Genomic DNA, 17818 nt, shown 5'->3' with positions numbered 1-17818 from the left:
GGGCTCAGACGAGCGAGCGCAGCACGTACTGCAGGATGCCGCCGTTGCGGAAGTAGTCCGCCTCACCGGGCGTGTCGATGCGCACCTTGGCGTCGAACACGATGGTCTCCTTGCCGTCGGCCGAGAACTCGCTCGGGGCGGCGGTGACCTTCACCGTCTTGGGCGTGACGCCGTCGTTGAGCTGCTCGAGGCCCTCGATCGAGACGATCTCGGTGCCGTCCAGGCCCAGCGACGCCCAGCTCTCGCCCTCGGGGAACTGCAGCGGCACGACGCCCATGCCGATGAGGTTCGAGCGGTGGATGCGCTCGAAGCTCTCGGTGATGACCGCCTTGACGCCCAGCAGGCTCGTGCCCTTGGCCGCCCAGTCGCGCGACGAGCCGGAGCCGTACTCCTTGCCGCCGAAGATCACCAGCGGCGTGCCCTGAGCCTGGTAGTTCTGGCTCGCGTCGTAGATGAACGACTGCGGGCCGCCCTCCTGCGTGAAGTCGCGGGTGTAGCCGCCCTCGACCTCGGCGCCGCCGTTGACCTCGCGCACCAGCTGGTTCTTGAGGCGGATGTTGGCGAAGGTGCCGCGGATCATGACCTCGTGGTTGCCACGGCGCGAGCCGTAGGAGTTGAAGTCCTTCTGCGCGACGCCGTGCTCGGTGAGGTACTGCGCGGCGGGCGTGCCGGCCTTGATGTTGCCGGCCGGGCTGATGTGGTCGGTGGTGACCGAGTCGCCGAGGGTGGCCATCACGCGGGCGCCGCTGATGTCGGCGACCGGGGTCAGCTCCATCGTCATGCCCTCGAAGTAGGGGGCCTTGCGCACGTAGGTCGAGTCGGCGTCCCACTCGAACACCGGGCCGGTGGGGGTGGGGAGGTTGCGCCAGCGGTCGTCGCCGTCGAAGACGGTGGCGTACTGCTTGATGAACTGCTCGCGCGAGATCGACGAGTCGATCACCTGCTGCACCTCGTCGGGGGCCGGCCAGATGTCCTTGAGGAACACGTCGTTGCCGTCGGCGTCGGTGCCCAGCGCATCGGTCTCGAAGTCGAAGTTCATCGACCCGGCCAGCGCGTAGGCGACCACGAGGGGCGGCGAGGCGAGGTAGTTCATCTTGACGTCGGGGCTGATGCGGCCCTCGAAGTTGCGGTTGCCCGAGAGCACCGCGGTGACGGCCAGGTCGTTCTCGTTGACGGCCGCCGAGACCTCTTCGATGAGCGGTCCCGAGTTGCCGATGCAGATGGTGCAGCCGTAGCCGACGGTGTAGAAGCCGATCTCCTCGAGCGAGCGGTCCAGGCCCGACTTCTCGTAGTAGTCGGTGACGACCTTCGAGCCCGGTCCGAGCGTGGTCTTGACCCACGGCTTGCGGGTGAGGCCCTTCTCCACGGCCTTCTTGGCCAGCAGGCCCGCCGCGATCATGACCGACGGGTTGGACGTGTTGGTGCAGGAGGTGATGGCCGCCAGGGTGACCGCGCCGTGGTCGAGCGTGTAGTGCTCTCCCTCGGGGGTGACCACCGGGGTGGGCTTGGACGCCGACGCCGGCGCGTGCGAACGGTGCACGTGCACGTGCTGGCTGGCCGTGTTCTCGGGGGTGTTCCCGGGCGGGTCGGAGGCCGGGAAGGACTCCGAGATCTCCAGGTCGACCAGGTCGTGCTCGACGTCGGCGTAGTCGAGGATGTCCTTCTCGAACTGCGCCTTCGACTCCGAGAGCAGGATGCGGTCCTGCGGGCGCTTGGGGCCGGCGATCGAGGGCACCACGGTGCCGAGGTCGAGCTCCATGAACTCGCTGAAGGCGAGTTCGCGCGAGGGGTCGTGCCACAGCGACTGCGTCTTGGCGTACGCCTCGACGAGGGCGACGGTCTGCTCGTCGCGCCCGGTCAGGCGCAGGTAGTCGAGGGTGACGTCGTCGATCGGGAACATGGCAGCCGTCGAGCCGAACTCGGGGCTCATGTTGCCGATGGTGGCGCGGTTGGCCAGCGGCACGCTGGCCACGCCCTCGCCGTAGAACTCGACGAACTTGCCGACCACACCGTGCTTGCGCAGCATGTCGGTGATCGTCAGCACGACGTCGGTGGCCGTGACGCCGGCGGGGATGGTGCCGGTGAGCTTGAAGCCGACGACGCGCGGGATGAGCATGGAGACGGGCTGGCCGAGCATGGCCGCCTCGGCCTCGATGCCGCCGACGCCCCAGCCGAGCACGCCGAGGCCGTTGACCATGGTGGTGTGCGAGTCGGTGCCGACGCAGGTGTCGGGGTAGGCGCGCAGCACGCCGTCGACCTCGCGGTCGTAGATGACCTTGGCGAGGTGCTCGATGTTCACCTGGTGCACGATGCCGGTGCCCGGGGGGACGACCTTGAAGTCGTCGAACGCGGTCTGGCCCCAGCGCAGGAACTGGTAGCGCTCGCCGTTGCGCTCGTACTCGATCTCGACGTTGCGCTCGAGGGCGTTCTCGGTGCCGAACAGGTCGGCGATCACCGAGTGGTCGATGACCATCTCGGCGGGCGAGAGCGGGTTGATCTTGTTGGGGTCGCCGCCGAGGCTGGTGACGGCCTCGCGCATGGTGGCGAGATCGACGATGCAGGGCACGCCCGTGAAGTCCTGCATCACCACGCGGGCGGGGGTGAACTGGATCTCGGTGTCGGGCTCGGCGTCGGGCTGCCACGAGCCGAGCGCCTCGATCTGCGCCTTGGTGACGTTGGCACCGTCTTCGGTGCGCAACAGGTTCTCCAGCAGCACCTTCAGGCTGAACGGCAGCTTCTCGAAGCCGGCGACCGTGTCGATGCGGAAGATCTCATAGTCGGTCTCGCCGACTGTCAAAGTGCTCTTGGCACCGAAGCTGTCAACTGTGGACACGTCTGCTCTCCTTCGTCGGCCGGCAGCGGGCGACGAAGCCCGCTCCCCCATCATCCCCGGGCGTCTCGGGCCATGCTAGTGAGGCGAACCTAACCGACCGCAGGGGATGATTTATCTTGATGTCAAGATAAATATAGCATCCGGAGTCAGTCGGCAGTGCGCCGGTAGAGGGCACGCACGGTGAGCCACGTGACGGCCACGAGCGGCGCGAACAGGGGCAGCCCCATGACGAGCTTCAGGGTGCCGAGGGTGGTGACGTCGCCACTGAGGTAGAACGGCAGCTGCACGGCGAGCCGCGCGAAGAACAGCGCCGCCCAGGCGATCGTGAGCCAGAAGAACACCCGCCGCTTGCGCGGGTCGCGACGCCAGGCGGTGCCCTCGTTCATGAGGAACCCGACGGCCAGGCCGATGATCGACCAGCCGATGAGGGCGGAGACGAGCATGCCGGTGCCGTAGACCGCGTTGGTGATCAGCCCCGGCACGAAGTTGTCCTGACCGCGACCTGTGAGAAGGGCCAGGGCGGCGGCGGCCGCGGTGGCCACGAGGCCGCCCACGGCGGCGGTGAGGGTGGAGCGCTGCACGAGCCGCACGATCGTGAACAGGGCCGCGATGCCCACCGACAGCCCGAGCGAGAGCCACAGGTCGCCCTCGCGGGTCTCGGGGTCCATCGTCAGGGTGAACACGAGGATGAACACGAGGCCGGGCAGCACCGACTCGAGCACGCCGCGCCAGCCGCCCATCGCGGCCCACACGACGTGGCCGGTGGTCTTCTCCTGCGCGGGGTCGAGCCCGGCGCGCCGGGCGGCGCCGCCGAGTGCCTGGCTGAGCAGCTCGGACGCGGAGGTCGCCTCGGATGCCGGCGGCGGCCGCAGCGGGTCGTCGTCCGGGCGCGGGGCGTCGTCGGGGGCGGCGCCGGGGGTGCTCATGCGGTGCCGGGAGAGGCGGGCATCTTCAGCGGGATGAGGTCGCGCGGGGGCATCGGCGTACCGCCGCGCACCACCACGATCGACCGGAAGAGGTCTTCGACCTTCGCCGCGGCATCCACGTCGATCGCGGCGGCGCCGCCGATGACGCCGCGCAGGAACCAGCGCGGACCGTCGACGCCCACGAAGCGGGCGATGCGCTTGCCGGCCTGGGCGTCGGCGGCGCCGGCGACGGGCACCTCGGCCAGCAGCTCGGCGCCCAGCGGGCCCTCGCGCTCTTCGACGCGGCCGCCCTGCTGGCGGATCTGCTGACGGATCTGCTCACGCGTCTCGTCCCACAGGCCCGTGGAGCGCGGCGCCGCGAACGGCTGCACCTGCAGCGTCGAGTCGGCGTAGTCGAGGCCGACCGCGACGATGCGCTTGGTCTGCTCCTCGACCTCGAGGCGGAGGTTCAGGCCCTCGCGGGGAAGGATCTTGATGCCGCCGAGGTCGATGTAGGGGCGCACCGGGTTGGCTTCGGACTCGTCGAACGGTCCGTCGGCGGAACGGTCGACCGGCGCCGACTTCCCGGTGGTGGCCTCCGCCGTCTCGACGCGGGGCTCTGCGGTCTCGTCGCTCATGAAGCGCCTCCCGACTGGTAGCCGGTCGATCCGAATCCGCCCTCGCCTCGGGTGCTGTCGGGCAGGTCGTCGACCGGGATGAATCGTGCCCGCGACACGGGCATGACGATGAGCTGGGCGATGCGGTCGCCGACGGCGACCTCGTACGCGTGCTCGGGGTCTGTGTTCAGCAGCGAGACCTTGATCTCGCCGCGGTAGCCGGCATCGACGGTGCCCGGCGCGTTGACGATCGTGATGCCGTGCTTGGCGGCCAGGCCGCTGCGCGGCACGACGAACGCGGCGAAGCCGTCGGGCAGCGCGATGCGCACGCCGGTGGCCACGAGGGCACGGTGCCCGGGCTCCAGTCGCACCGCTTCGGCGGCGACCAGATCGGCCCCGGCATCACCGGGATGCGCGTACCCCGGAATCTGCGATGCGATGATGGGGACGTCCACGGTTTCGATCACTCCACGAGGGTAATGCACAACACCATGAGCGACCTGTCCGCAGCGACCGTCCGTTATCGCGAGCGGCTGAGCCCGTCGCTGTGGGCGCTGGTGAGCGCCGCGGTGAGCGCCCCGATGGTCGCCCTCGTGTTCGTTCCGATGGATGCCACCTTCGCCCTGGTGATCGGCCTGGTGGTGGCGGCGGCACTCATCGCCCTGCTCATCGCCGCCGCGCCGTCGATCGCGGTGGAGGGCGGCGAACTGCGCGTGGGCCGCGGGCACGTGCCGGTGGAGTTCCTGGGCGAGCCGGAGGTCTTCACGGGCGCCGAGGCCCGCGAGATGCGCGGCCCGGGGCTCGGCCGTGATGTGTTCCACATGCTGCGCGGGGGCATCGACGGTGTCGTGCGCGTGCCGCTGAACGACGCCGACGACCCGGTGACGGCGTGGGTGTTCTCATCGCGCACCCCCGACCGGGTGGCGGCGGCGATCCGCCGCGCCCAGCAGCAGGCCTGACTCCCCCGCACCACGACGCAGCGCCGCCCTCGATCGGGGCGGCGCTGCTGCCGTCAGGGACGGCGGGTCGTCGTGTCGACGGCGGTGCGATCGGGGCCGCTCAGGCGGCGCACTCGATGCAGACCGCGCCGATGGCGGTGTCGTGGTCGATCTGGGTGCGGTGCTTCACGAGGAAGCACTCCACACAGGTGAACTCGTCTTCCTGCGGGGGCAGCACGACCACATCCAGCTCGAGGTCGGACAGGTCGGCGCCGGGCAGCTCGAAGCCGGAGGGGTTGTCGGCGTCCTCGACGTCGACGGCGCCGGACAGCTTGTCGGGCACGCGCTCCTTCAGCGCCTCGATCGACTCGCTGTCGTCCTCGGTCTTGCGGGGGGCGTCGTAATCCGTGGCCATTCTCGAACGTCTCTTCTTCCAGGTGGTGCTTCATGCCGGGGCATCGGGCGGCCATAGTTTGCATGACCGGATGCCATTTCGCAAATGCCGCCTCCTTCGGACGGGGTCGTCCGGACGGCAACGGTCTGAACTCGCGGCACGCCCTCGATATTCCCGTGGTCACGGGAGGCCTGTGACACCATGGCCGCATACGCAGGAACGGGAGGGGTGTTTCGCATGGAACAGCTCAAAGTCATCGGTCTCGAAGACGGCGCGCTCGTGCTCGCCACCGAGTCCGGGGATCGCTTCACCCTCGCCGTCGACGAGACGCTGAAGGCGCAGCTGCGTCGGGCGCAGCGCGACGACGAGCCGCGTGTGGCGCGTCCGGGGCCGCGCGAGATCCAGGGCCACATCCGCGCCGGTCTGTCGGCGCAGGAGGTGGCGGAGCTGCTCGGGGTCCGTGTCGAAGACGTGGAGCGCTATGAGCGCCCCGTGCTCGCCGAGCGCGAGCACATCGTCGGCCAGGCCCTCGCGGTGCCGGTGCTGCTGGGCGGCGAGCTCGAACCCGACGCGCAGCCCACCTTCGGCACGGCCGTGCGCGCGAAGCTCGCCGAGGCGGGCGCCTCGGGCGAACGCTGGACGAGCTGGCGCGACAGCAGCGGCTGGATCGTGAAGGTCGAGTTCACCGCCAACGAGATCGACCACGACGCGCGCTGGGGCTTCGACCCGCGCCGCTCCACGCTGTCGCCGCAGAACGCCGACGCCGTGCAGCTGTCCCGTCAGGGGTCGCTGCCGGAGGGACTCATCCCGCGCCTGCGCGCCCTCGACTCCGCTCCCGGCAAGGATGCCTCCCGCTTCGACAGCGGTGCGTTCGGTCCGCGTCACACCGAGGTGGAGGCCGAGCCCGGCGTTCCCGAGGTGCGCGCACCCGTCGCTCCGGCGGTGCGCGACGCGGCCATCAAGCGCGCCCCCGACCAGGCGGTGACCTCGGCCGAGACGGCCGACCTGCTCGAGGCACTGCGCCGTCGCCGCGGTCAGCGCGAGCCGATGCCGGGCGAGGGGGACGAGCGTCCCGCGACGCCGGCCGCCGCCACGCCGGTGGCGCTGTTCGACGCGCTGGAGCCCGGCTACGAGCCGGCCACGCCGGGCGACGAGGTCGACGAGCCCACCGAGGAGCCCACGCGCCGCAAGGGCCGCACCTCGATGCCGTCGTGGGACGAGATCGTCTTCGGCGCCCGCACCGAAGACGCCTGAGGCCGACCCCCGACCCAGACCGGATCAGCGCGGGGTCGCGTAGGCGCCGAGGCGCACGAGGGGCACGATCCGCTCCTGATCGGTGAGCGAGCCGTGCTGGCCGATCATGCGCTGCGCGCGCTTGTCGGTGAGGCGGTCGTCGTAATAGGCGATCGGGGCGCGGGCGGCGACCAGCACGTCGCCGATGCGCGGCAGCACCTCCGCGTCGACCACCGGCCCGAACAGTCCCGCCGCCACCGCCTCGGCACGGCTGAGCACCCAGGACCTGCCCGATTCGCTCTCGCGCCAGCGTGAGGCGACGCCGTCGGCGGCGCCCTCGTCGGCGTAGAGGTGCAGCATCCGCGGCTCCCCCGCCACATGTCTCACGCCGTCGAGCAGGCCGTCGCCCTCGGCCAGCAGCACGTGACGGTGCGCGGGCACGTCGACCATGCCGTGGTCGGCGGTGACCACCGCCCCGACGTCGGGGGCGAGGGACGCGGCGAAGGCGGCCACGTCGCGGTCGAGCTCTTCCAGCGCGTGCAGCCAGCGGTCCGACTCCCACCCGGCGGCATGGCCCACGGTGTCGAGTTCGGGCGCGTAGACGTAGACGACCGCCCCGTCGTGGGCGGCGGCGAGGGCCGCGGCCACCGCGAGGCGCTCGGCGATCGACTCGGCCGCGACGAAGGTCGCGCCGCGCTGCAGCGCGATCGTGAAGCCGGTGGTGGCGTAACGGGCGCGCGAGACCGCGAACGCCCGGGCGCCGGTGGCGACGTGGCGCTCCAGCAGCGGCACGCTGCGCTGCCAGGTGAGGGGGTCGAGGCCGTCCGACTCGTAGCCGCCGAGCTGATCGGGCGTGCGGTCGGTGCCCGGCACCCGCAGCCGATACCCGACGATGCCGTGACGGCCGGCATCCTCGCCGGTCAGCAGCGACGAGAGTGCGGTGGCCGTCGTCGACGGGAAGGTCGTGCGCGCGGCATCCCGCTTGGTGAGCGCGCCGGCGAGGAAGCGGGCGTGGCCGGCCCGGGCGGTGAGGTTGCCGCGCCCCAGCCCGTCGACGAGCACGACGATGGCGGAGCGGGCGGGCGCGAACCACGCGGACGAGCCCGACAGCGACCGGATCGACTCCGCGACGACGCCGGTGAGGCTCCGGGCCGAAGGCGGGTCCACGGGTAGGCTGAGGGACATCGGGGCCAGTCTCGCACACGGCGGGCGCGGCCCCTTTCTTCCGGAGGATCACCCGACCCCATGGCCGCTTCGCGCACCGACTCGCCGTCCCCCGCACCCGAGCGCATCGAGGACGTCGATGTCTCGGCGGAGATGCAGGACTCGTTCCTCGAGTACGCCTATTCGGTGATCTACTCGCGCGCCCTGCCCGACGCGCGCGACGGCCTCAAGCCGGTGCAGCGACGCATCCTGTACCAGATGGCCGAGATGGGGCTGCGGCCCGACCGGGGCCACGTCAAGAGCGCCCGCGTCGTGGGCGAGGTGATGGGAAAGCTGCACCCCCACGGCGACTCCGCCATCTACGACGCCCTCGTGCGCCTCGCCCAGCCGTTCGCGCTGCGCGTGCCGCTGGTCGACGGTCACGGCAACTTCGGCTCGCTCGATGACGGCCCCGCCGCCGCGCGCTACACCGAGGCGCGACTGGCACCGGCCGCCCTGGCACTCACCGAGAACCTCGACGAGGACGTCGTCGACTTCATCCCCAACTACGACGGACAGTTCCAGCAGCCCGAGGTGCTGGCGGCCGCCTTCCCCAATCTGCTCGTCAACGGCACCACCGGCATCGCCGTGGGCATGGCCACCAACATGGCGCCCCACAACCTCGTCGAGGTCGTCGCCGCGGCCATCCACCTGCTCGAGCACCCCGAGGCCACCCTCGAAGAGCTCATGGAGTTCGTCCCCGGCCCCGACCTTCCCGGCGGCGGCGTGATCGTCGGCCTCGACGGCATCAAAGAGGCCTACGCCTCGGGTCGCGGCACCTTCCGCACCCGCGCGAAGGTCTCGGTCGAATCGCTCGGCCCGCGCCGCACCGGCATCGTCGTGACCGAGCTGCCCTACATGGTCGGCGCCGAGCGGGTGATCGAGAAGATCAAGGATGCCGTCGGCGCCAAGAAGCTCACCGGCATCGCCGACGTCAACGACCTCACCGACCGCAACCACGGGCTGCGGCTCGTGATCGGCATCAAGACGGGCTTCGACCCCAACGCCGTGCTCGAGCAGCTCTACCGGCTCACGCCGCTGGAGGACTCGTTCGGCATCAACAACGTCGCCCTCGTCGAGGGCCGCCCGCAGACGCTCGGCCTCAAAGAGCTGCTGCGGGTCTACCTCGGGCATCGTCTGCAGGTCGTCACCCGTCGCAGCCGCTACCGTCTGGCGCGCCGCCAGGAGCGCCTGCACCTGGTGGAGGGTCTGCTCATCGCGATCCTCGACATCGACGAGGTCATCCAGGTCATCCGTGCCTCCGACGACGGCGAGCAGGCCCGCGGCCGCCTCATGGACGTGTTCGACCTGTCGCAGCCGCAGGCGGAGTACATCCTCGAGCTGCGGCTGCGCCGCCTCACGAAGTTCTCCCGCATCGAGCTCGAGACCGAGCGCGACAACCTCAAGGCCGAGATCGCCGAGCTCGAGGCGCTGCTGGCCAGCGACGTGCTGCTGCGCGCGCAGGTCGCCCGCGAGCTCGACGCCGCCGCCGACATGTTCGGCACCCCGCGCCGCACCCTGCTGCTCAACGGCGGCCCGGTCGCGGCCCGCTCGCGCAGCGCGGCCCCGGTCGACCTGCAGATCGCCGATGCCCCCTGCCGGGTGCTGCTGTCGGCGACGGGGCGGATGGTGCGTGCCGAGCTGGGCGAAGACGGCACGGTGCTGCCTCCCGCGCGCCGCTCGAAGCACGACGCGATCCGCTCCGCCGTGAACGCGACGACCCGCGGCGAGCTGGGCGCGGTCACCACCGCGGGCCGCCTGGTGCGCTTCTCCCCCGTCGACCTGCCGTCGTTTCCCGCCAACTCGGTGCAGCTGGCCGCCGGCACCAAGGCCGACCAGTACCTCGGTCTCACCGGCAGCGAGCACGTCGTCGCGATCGTGCCGCTCGAGGAGTCTCCGGTCGTGGCGCTGGGCACCGCCCAGGGCGTGGTCAAGCGGGTGTCGGCCGCCGAGCTGCCGCTGAACCGGCACGACATCGAGATCATCGCGCTCAAGCCCGGCGACACCGTCGTGGGCGCCGCGGCGGCTCCCGACGACGCCGAGCTCGTCTTCGTCACCTCCGACGCGCAGCTGCTGCGCTTCGGCGCCGACCAGGTGCGGCCGCAGGGTCGCGCGGCCGGCGGCATGGCCGGCATCCGCATCACCGCCGGAGAGCGCGCCGTGTACTTCGATGCGGTCGTCGCCGGCGACGAGACGGTCGTGGTCACCATCGCCGGCTCGACGCAGGCCCTGGCCGGCACCGACGCCGGATCGGGCAAGGTGTCGGAGTTCACCGAGTTCCCGGCCAAGGGCAGAGCCACCGGCGGGGTGCGCGCGCAGCGCTTCCTGAAGGGCGAGGACGCGATCACCCTCGCGTGGGTCGGCGACGGCCCCCGCGCCGTCGGCGCCGACGGATCGGTGCGCACGCTGCCGGCCGCCGGAGCCAAGCGCGACGCGTCGGGTCAGACCCTCGAGGCGGTCGTCTCGGCCGTGGGCGCGGCCGTCAGCTGACGCCGTCGGCCCGCTGGGGCGTTTCGACTCGCTGCGCTCGCTCAACGACCCGGGGTGCGGGCGTTTCGACTCGCTCCGCTCGCTCAACGACCGGGGGTGCAGGCGTTTCGACTCGCTGCGCTCGCTCAACGACCGGGGGTGCTGCGGTCGCTCGACCGGGGGTGCGGGCGTTTCGACTCGCTGCGCTCGCTCAACGACCGGAGGGGCGCAGCGACGACCCGCGGAGGGAGGCGCGGGTCAGGCGTCGATCGCCTCGCGGTCGAGGCGGTCGCTCGAGGACACGATGAAGTCGCGGCGCGGTGCCACGTCGCTGCCCATGAGCAGTTCGAACGAGTGCGCGGCGGCGTCGGCATCCTGCACCTGCACACGGCGCAGCAGCCGACCGGCGCGGTCCATGGTGGTCTCGGCCAGCTGGTCGGCGTCCATCTCGCCGAGGCCCTTGTAGCGCTGCACCGGCTCCTGCCAGCGCTTCCCCGACTTCGTCAGCTTCGCCAGGAGCGTCTGCAGCTCGCGGTCGGAGTAGGTGTAGATCGTCTCGTTGGGCTTGCTGCCGGGGTTCATCACGACCACGCGGTGCAGCGGCGGCACCGCCGCGTAGACGCGCCCCGCCTCGATGAGCGGCCGCATGTAACGGAAGAAGAGCGTCAGCAGCAGGGTGCGGATGTGGGCGCCGTCGACGTCGGCGTCGCTCATGAGGATGATCTTGCCGTAGCGCGCCGACTCGAGCTCGAACGAGCGGCCGGAGCCGGCACCGATGGTCTGGATGATCGCGGCGCACTCCTGGTTGGAGAGCATGTCGCTGATCGAGGCCTTCTGCACGTTCAGGATCTTGCCGCGGATGGGCAGCAGCGCCTGGTACTCGCTGTTGCGGGCGTGCTTGGCGGTGCCGAGCGCCGAGTCGCCCTCGACGATGAACAGCTCGGACTGCGCGACGTCCTGCGTGCGGCAGTCGGCGAGCTTGGCCGGCAGCGACGACGACTCGAGCGCGTTCTTGCGGCGCTGGGTCTCTTTGTGGGTGCGCGCCGAGATGCGCGCCTTCATCTCGGAGACGACCTTGTCGAGCACGAGCGAGGTCTGGGTCTTGTCGTCGCGCTTGGTCGACGCGAAGCGCGCCGCGAGCTCCTTGGCCACGACACCGGCGACGATGGTGCGCACGGCCGGGGTGCCGAGCACCTCTTTGGTCTGCCCCTCGAACTGGGGCTCGGCCAGGCGCACGGTGAGCACGGTGGTGAGGCCGGCGAGGATGTCGTCCTTCTCGAGCTTGTCGTTGCCGACCTTCAGACGCCGGGCGTTCTGCTCCACCTGGGAGCGCAGCACCTTCATGAGTCCCTGCTCGAAGCCGGCCTGGTGGGTGCCGCCCTTGGGGGTGGCGATGATGTTGACGAACGAGCGGGTCAGGGTCTCATAGCCGGTGCCCCAGCGCAGCGCGATGTCGACCTCGCACACGCGCTCGACATCGGTGGGCACCATCGCGCCCGTGGGCTGCAGCACCGGCACCGTCTCGGTGAAGGTGCCCGAGCCGGTGAGCCGCCAGACGTCGGTGACGGCGGCGTCGGGGGCGAGGAACTCGGCGAACTCCGAGATGCCGCCGTCGAAGCGGTAGCTGGTCTCGACACGCTCGGGGCCGCGCTCGTCGGCGATGACGATCTCCAGGCCCGGCACCAGGAACGCGGTCTGGCGGGCGCGCTGCTCGAGCTCCGCAAGGTGGAAGGCGGCGTCTTTCGTGAAGATCTGCCGATCGGCCCAGTAGCGGATGCGGGTGCCGGTGACCCCGCGGGGCGCCTTGCCGGTGACCCGCAGCAGCGACGACGCCTCGAACGGCGTGAAGGGCGAGTCGGGGGCGTCGCCGGCGAACTGGCCCGGCTCGCCGCGGTGGAACGACATGGAGTGCGTCTTGCCGCCCCGGTCGACCTCGACGTCGAGACGCTCGCTGAGCGCGTTGACCACCGACGCGCCGACGCCGTGCAGACCGCCGGATGCCGCGTAGGAGCCGCCGCCGAACTTTCCACCCGCGTGGAGCTTGGTGAAGACGACCTCCACACCGGTGAGTCCGGTGCGCGGTTCGACGTCGACGGGGATGCCGCGGCCGCGGTCGCGCACCTCGACGCTGCCGTCGGCATGGAGGATGATGTCGATGCGGGAGCCGTTGCCGGCCAGGGCCTCGTCGACCGCGTTGTCGATGATCTCCCAGACGCAGTGCATGAGCCCGCGGGAGTCGGTCGAGCCGATGTACATGCCCGGCCGCTTGCGGACCGCCTCGAGGCCCTCGAGCACCTGCAGATGATGGGCGGAATACTCGGAGGTCACAATCCTCCAGCGTAGCCGCGGGTGCCGACACCGGCCCCGGCGACACACGCGCGCGACCGCAACCCCGCTCCTCCCCCGCGGCCACGGAGGGAAACGCCGTACGCGCACAGCGAAATGTCACCGCCGCCGGGCATTGTGGGCGCCACCACATGGTTGTATTGCAAGGACACCGCACCGGATCCACACGCACGAGGAGGCACCCGAAAATGAGCATGTCGACCACCGCAGAGCCCGCCGTCCTCGAGTTCCGCCTGACGGCCGCAGATCGCTGCGACTCCTGCGGCGCCCAGGCCTACATCGCCGCCGAGGTCAACGGATCGGAACTGCTGTTCTGCGCCCACCACGGCCGCAAGTACGAAGAGAAGCTGCGCGCCGTCGCCACCTCGTGGCACGACGAGACCGCGCGTCTGAGCTCCTGACCCGCACCGGCCCCACCGTTTCGGAGAGTCCTCCGGAGGCGTCGGCACCCGCCCGTCGAACCTAGACTGGCTCGGTACCGATCCCCCTGGAGGACTCTTCCATGTCGCCTCGCCTCTCCCCGCTGCACCGCCTCCGCGTCCTCGGACGACGCGCGGTCCGCATCGACGTGAAGGCGGTCACCGACCGCGCGCGCAAGACCGCCCGCATCCACGGCAAGAGCTACCCGCTCGTGGTCGCCGACATGCTGTGGTCGGCGGCGCGGCACCGCGTGGGCTTCAACGACTACATCGAGTTCGACTTCGCCATCCTCACGCGTGCCGAGCGGGCCACCTGGGTCACGAGCCCGCTCGCGATGGAGTTCTCCCACCGCTTCGACGACCCCGCCCACGTGCACCGCTTCCACCACAAGGTGGCCTTCAACCGAGACTTCGACGCGTTCCTGCGTCGCGAGTGGCTGGAGGTCGTGCCCGGCAACGCCGCCGAGGTGCAGGCGTTCGCGCAGCGGCATCCGACGTTCATCGCCAAGGTGCCGGTGAGCAAGTCCGGCGCCGGCGTGCGCCGTTACGAGGCGGCCGAGGTCGAAGACTGGGACGCCTTCCACGCGATGCTGCTCGAGAAGGACGAGGTGCTCCTCGAGGAGAACATCGTGCAGCACGCCGACCTGGCCGCCTACTGCGCCGGCACCGTGAACACGACGCGCGTGACGACCTTCGTCCGCGACGACGGCACCGTCGCCATCATCAACATGGCCCAGAAGTTCGGGCGCGGTCAGGTCAGCGACCAGGGTGCGTTCGGCGGGTTCTACGTCGCCCTCGACGAGGCCGGGCACTCGCTGGGCAACGGCTACGACATCAACGGCGAGATCTATGAAACCCACCCCGAGAGCGGTCGGCGGGTCGCCGACTTCCAGCTGCCCCACATGGACCAGCTGCCCGCGTTCATGACCGAGGTGGCCCTCGTCGTGCCGCAGGTGCGCTACGTGGGCTGGGACGTCGTGATGGGCCCGGGGGGCCCGGTGCTGCTGGAGGGCAACTGGGGCGCGGGCGTGTTCGAGAACAAGCCCAGCGCCACCGGTGTGCGCCACGGCCACCTGCCGCGCTACAAAGCGGCGATGGGTCTGGACTGACCCACCGCCGCTTCGTGTGCGCTGTGCGCGCCGTTGTCAGCCGACGGGGCGGATGATGCCCAGCGGCGTGGACTGGTGCTGCTGACCGAGCGGGTTGTCGTGCAGGATGCGCACGAGCCGCGCCTCGCCGGCACGATCGAGCGTCGAGCCGAGGATGTTGCCGCCGATGTCGTTGATGTCGACGACGGCCACGTCGGCCTGCAGCTGCGCCTTCAGGCGCGCCGCCACCTTCGCGGGATCCTTCGGACCCAGCACGACCGCCTTGTTGTAGGGCGGGATGGTGTGCCGGGTCGGACCGTCGATCGAGCGCGCCTTGTCGCCCGCGATGCGGTAGAAGTCACCGCGGCGGCCGAAGAGCTTGGTGACCGCGGCGACGGCGGCGGCGAACAGGATGCGGGGCGTCCCGCACTCCCGGATCGCCATCTCCATCGTCTCGGGCATGCCCAGGCCGATGCCGTAGGACGTCTTCACGACGTAGCGCGACAGGAAGCGCGCCAGCCGGCGCGGGTGGATGTCGGCCACGAGGTAGGACCGACCCTGCGTGATCGCGACGATCTTCTCGGTGACGAACAGCAGGTCACCGGGCTGGAGCTGGTCTTTGGCGTACTCGGCGACGAACGCGTCGAGGTCGTCGCCGGGCATGACGACGCGGGTGCGGATCGGGATCCGCGCGTACGTCTGCCCGTCGACGACCGCCTCGAGGGACTTGCCCTCGTTGGGCGCGGGGTTCATTCGAGGTAGTCCCGCAGCGACTGCGACCGCGACGGGTGGCGGAGCTTGGCCATCGTCTTCGACTCGATCTGGCGGATGCGCTCACGCGTGACGCCGAACGTGTCGCCGATCTGGTCGAGGGTCTTGGGCTGACCGTCGCCGAGGCCGAAGCGCATGCGGATCACGCCCGCCTCGCGCTCGCTGAGCGAGTCCAGCAGCGACTCCAGCTGACGCTGCAGCATGGTGAAGCCCACGGCGTCGGCCGGCACGACCGCCTCGGTGTCCTCGATGAGGTCACCGAACTCGCTGTCGCCGTCCTCGCCGAGCGGAGTGTGCAGCGAGATCGGCTCGCGGCCGTACTTCTGCACCTCGATGACCTTCTCGGGGGTCATGTCGAGTTCGCGCGAGAGCTCTTCGGGCGTGGGCTCGCGGCCCAGGTCCTGCAGCATCTGCCGCTGCACGCGGGCGAGCTTGTTGATGACCTCGACCATGTGCACCGGGATGCGGATGGTGCGTGCCTGATCGGCCATGGCGCGGGTGATCGCCTGACGGATCCACCAGGTGGCGTACGTCGAGAACTTGAAGCCCTTGGTGTAGTCGAACTTCTCGACCGCGCGGATGAGACCGAGGTTGCCCTCCTGGATGAGGTCCAGGAACTGCATGCCACGGCCGGTGTAGCGCTTGGCGAGCGAGACGACGAGGCGCAGGTTCGCGCCCAGCAGGTGGCTCTTCGCGCGCTGACCGTCGCGGGCGACCCACTGCAGGTCGAGTCCGAGCTGGTTCGACTTCTCGGCAGCCGTCATGTGCGACAGCTTCTCCTCGGCGAACAGGCCCGCCTCGATGCGCATCGCGAGCTCGACCTCTTCGGCCGCGTTCAGCAGCGGCACCTTGCCGATCTGCTTCAGGTAGTCCTTGACCGGGTCGGCGGTGGCGCCGGTGATCTGCGTCGAGTAGACGGGGACGTCGTCCTCGTCGCTGGACGAGATGACGATCGCGCCGGTGGGCAGCGGCTCGGTGAAGGCGGGCTTGGTGCCCTCCTCCTCGTCGCCGTCCTCGTCGTCGGACGCGTCCTTGGCCTCGCCCTTGGCGGCCGGAGCCGCCTCGGTGTCGTCGCCGTCGGCCGCGTCGACCTCGAGGGCCTCGTCGTCGATCTCCTCCTCGTCGGCGTCGTCGTCCTCAGGAGCGGACTTCGCCTTGGATGCCTTCGCGGGCGCGGCCTTCGCCGAGCGCGCGGGAGCCTTCTTGGCCGCGGGTGCCTTTGCTGCGGGCGCCTTGGCGGCGGTGGTCTTGGCCGCCGCCTTCTTCGCGGGGGTCTTCGCAGCCGGAGCAACCTCGGCCTGGGCCTCGGTCTCCTCGGTCTTGCGTGTGGTCTTCGTGCCTGCCGTCACGGTTCGCCTTTCACCGGCACTCTCGCCGGGTTCGCGGACAGGAGTAAGACCCTTGTCAAGTCCCGAACGACGCTCTCGCGGCGATCTCGGGGTTGACAACGGGTCGGAACGTCCATTCTCGCACACATCATCGCCGGTTCCGGCGCGTGTCCTGCCCGTAGTCGACTCAAACGCCCCCGGCGCCCCCGACATTCCCTCTGCGGGCGTCAGATCCGGCCGCGACGGTCGTCGTCGGAGCGGCGGTCGGCGAGGAAGCGTTCCAGCTCGGCGGCCAGTTCGTCGGCGCTGGGAAGGTCGCCGGCGTGGATGATGGGCTGCCCCAGGGTGGAGCCGGCCATATAGGCGTCGTAGCGGGCCTCGAGTCCCTGCAGCATCGTGGTGAGCTCTTCGCTGGCCCCCACCTGATCGTCGACCTTGGTGAGGTAGGCGCGGTTCTCCTCAAGCACGTCGTCGACGTCGAAGACGAGGCCGGTCGCCACGCTCACGCTGTCCAGGCCCGCCAGGGCGGCGGCGGGGTACTCGGTGTCGCCCAGGTAGTGCGGCACGAGCAGCACGAAGCCCGCGACGGCGGCGCCGGCCTGCGCGAAGCGGTACTCGAGCAGGTGGCCGACGGTGGCGGGCACCTGGGTGCGGGGCTTCCACACCGAGTGCGCCTCGGTCAGCTCGGTGCGGGTGCCGCTGACGGTGGTGCCCAGCGGGCGGGTGTGCGGCACGGGCATCGGGATCGCGTGCACCCACGTGACGGTGGCGACCTCGAGGCCTTCCGCCAGTCCCACGACGGTCTCGGCGAACGCCTCCCAGGCGAAGTCGGGCTCGAAGCCCGACAGCAGCACGAAGGGCTGGCCCAGCGCGTCGTGGGCGAGCGAGAGCTCCAGCCGTGCGGGGCGGTACTCGGCGAGGTGGTCGGCCTGGAAGCTGATCACCGGGCGACGGGCGCGGTAGTCCAGCAGCACGTCGGAGGAGAACGACACCACGGGCGCCGGTTCCAGCGACTCGTGGAAGAACTCCTGCATCCGCGCGACCGCGCCGCCGGCATCCGTGAAGCCGGTCAGCACGATGACCATCGGCAGCCCGGCGGGAACCGGCGGGGCCGAGGCGACTCGTTCGTAAAGCGGACCGGAGAGCGGCATGCATTCACTCTACGAGCCTCTGCGGAGGGCGGATCCGTCGGCGTCATGCTGACAGCGAACAGGGCGCCGCCCGCGCGCGGAGCTCGCCGTGGCAGCCCCGCGGTCGCGGCGCGTCGTGGAAGG

The 17818-nt window shown here is 70.7% G+C and carries 15 protein-coding genes; 5 read left to right on the top strand and 10 right to left on the bottom strand.

Annotated elements, in window-relative coordinates; translation table 11 throughout:
* Positions 1–4 precede the first annotated feature (4 nt).
* From acnA to dut, 4 genes are all read right to left on the bottom strand, one after another.
* On the bottom strand, positions 5–2833 hold the full coding sequence (gene acnA, locus N3K63_RS07225) for an aconitate hydratase AcnA (protein ID WP_315943083.1): 2829 nt from the start codon (positions 2831–2833) through the stop codon (positions 5–7).
* 146 nt (positions 2834–2979) lie between these two features.
* Positions 2980–3759, bottom strand: coding sequence for a DUF3159 domain-containing protein (locus N3K63_RS07220; protein ID WP_261579488.1), 780 nt, complete (start codon positions 3757–3759; stop codon positions 2980–2982).
* Complete coding sequence (locus tag N3K63_RS07215; protein ID WP_261579487.1) at positions 3756–4376, bottom strand: DUF3710 domain-containing protein; 621 nt, start codon at positions 4374–4376, stop codon at positions 3756–3758. Before N3K63_RS07215 ends, N3K63_RS07220 begins: the two co-directional genes overlap by 4 nt.
* Entirely contained in the window at positions 4373–4822 is a 450-nt protein-coding gene (gene dut, locus N3K63_RS07210) for a dUTP diphosphatase (RefSeq protein WP_261579486.1), read from the bottom strand. Before dut ends, N3K63_RS07215 begins: the two co-directional genes overlap by 4 nt.
* 24 nt (positions 4823–4846) lie before the next feature.
* On the opposite strand from dut, the gene N3K63_RS07205 reads away from it, so the two are divergent.
* Positions 4847–5314: a DUF3093 domain-containing protein gene (locus tag N3K63_RS07205; RefSeq protein WP_261579485.1), complete on the top strand. Its 468-nt coding sequence runs from the start codon at positions 4847–4849 to the stop codon at positions 5312–5314.
* A gap of 100 nt (positions 5315–5414) precedes the next feature.
* Here N3K63_RS07205 and N3K63_RS07200 read toward each other — a convergent pair whose 3' ends face one another.
* On the bottom strand, positions 5415–5708 hold the full coding sequence (locus tag N3K63_RS07200; protein ID WP_261579484.1) for a DUF4193 domain-containing protein: 294 nt from the start codon (positions 5706–5708) through the stop codon (positions 5415–5417).
* A 216-nt stretch (positions 5709–5924) separates the two neighbouring features.
* On the opposite strand from N3K63_RS07200, the gene sepH reads away from it, so the two are divergent.
* Positions 5925–6941 (top strand): septation protein SepH, encoded by a 1017-nt coding sequence (sepH, locus tag N3K63_RS07195; protein ID WP_261579483.1) that lies wholly within the window; start codon positions 5925–5927, stop codon positions 6939–6941.
* Positions 6942–6965: 24 nt separating this feature from the next.
* Here sepH and N3K63_RS07190 read toward each other — a convergent pair whose 3' ends face one another.
* Positions 6966–8105 (bottom strand): alkaline phosphatase family protein, encoded by a 1140-nt coding sequence (locus N3K63_RS07190; RefSeq protein WP_261579482.1) that lies wholly within the window; start codon positions 8103–8105, stop codon positions 6966–6968.
* A gap of 60 nt (positions 8106–8165) precedes the next feature.
* On the opposite strand from N3K63_RS07190, the gene N3K63_RS07185 reads away from it, so the two are divergent.
* On the top strand, positions 8166–10613 hold the full coding sequence (locus tag N3K63_RS07185) for a DNA gyrase/topoisomerase IV subunit A (RefSeq protein WP_261579481.1): 2448 nt from the start codon (positions 8166–8168) through the stop codon (positions 10611–10613).
* Positions 10614–10850: 237 nt separating this feature from the next.
* Here N3K63_RS07185 and N3K63_RS07180 read toward each other — a convergent pair whose 3' ends face one another.
* Complete coding sequence (locus tag N3K63_RS07180) at positions 10851–12923, bottom strand: DNA gyrase/topoisomerase IV subunit B (protein ID WP_261580062.1); 2073 nt, start codon at positions 12921–12923, stop codon at positions 10851–10853.
* 203 nt (positions 12924–13126) lie between these two features.
* Here N3K63_RS07180 and N3K63_RS07175 point away from each other — a divergent pair, with 203 nt between their 5' ends.
* Together N3K63_RS07175 and N3K63_RS07170 are read left to right on the top strand one after the other, a co-directional pair.
* Positions 13127–13339 (top strand): DUF7455 domain-containing protein, encoded by a 213-nt coding sequence (locus tag N3K63_RS07175; RefSeq protein ID WP_261579480.1) that lies wholly within the window; start codon positions 13127–13129, stop codon positions 13337–13339.
* A gap of 101 nt (positions 13340–13440) precedes the next feature.
* A complete protein-coding gene (locus N3K63_RS07170) occupies positions 13441–14466 on the top strand; it encodes a sugar-transfer associated ATP-grasp domain-containing protein (RefSeq protein WP_261579479.1) in 1026 nt (341 codons plus the stop codon).
* A gap of 36 nt (positions 14467–14502) precedes the next feature.
* Here the strand turns inward: N3K63_RS07170 and N3K63_RS07165 are convergent, their stop codons facing one another.
* From N3K63_RS07165 to N3K63_RS07155, 3 genes are all read right to left on the bottom strand, one after another.
* A complete protein-coding gene (locus tag N3K63_RS07165; RefSeq protein ID WP_261579478.1) occupies positions 14503–15198 on the bottom strand; it encodes a coenzyme F420-0:L-glutamate ligase in 696 nt (231 codons plus the stop codon).
* Positions 15195–16565 carry an RNA polymerase sigma factor gene (locus N3K63_RS07160; protein ID WP_261579477.1) on the bottom strand — a complete coding sequence of 457 codons (1371 nt, stop codon included), beginning with the start codon at positions 16563–16565 and terminating at the stop codon, positions 15195–15197. Before N3K63_RS07160 ends, N3K63_RS07165 begins: the two co-directional genes overlap by 4 nt.
* 206 nt (positions 16566–16771) lie before the next feature.
* Positions 16772–17695, bottom strand: a complete 924-nt coding sequence (locus N3K63_RS07155) for a proteasome assembly chaperone family protein (protein WP_261579476.1) — start codon at positions 17693–17695, stop codon at positions 16772–16774.
* Between the last annotated feature and the right edge of the window lie 123 nt (positions 17696–17818).

Source organism: Microbacterium festucae (genome assembly GCF_025421715.1).
In the GTDB taxonomy this organism is placed as follows: Bacteria; Actinomycetota; Actinomycetes; order Actinomycetales; family Microbacteriaceae; genus Microbacterium; species Microbacterium festucae.
The sequence above is the reverse complement of the archived record's forward strand: the minus strand, read 5'-3'. Positions and strand labels throughout refer to the sequence as shown.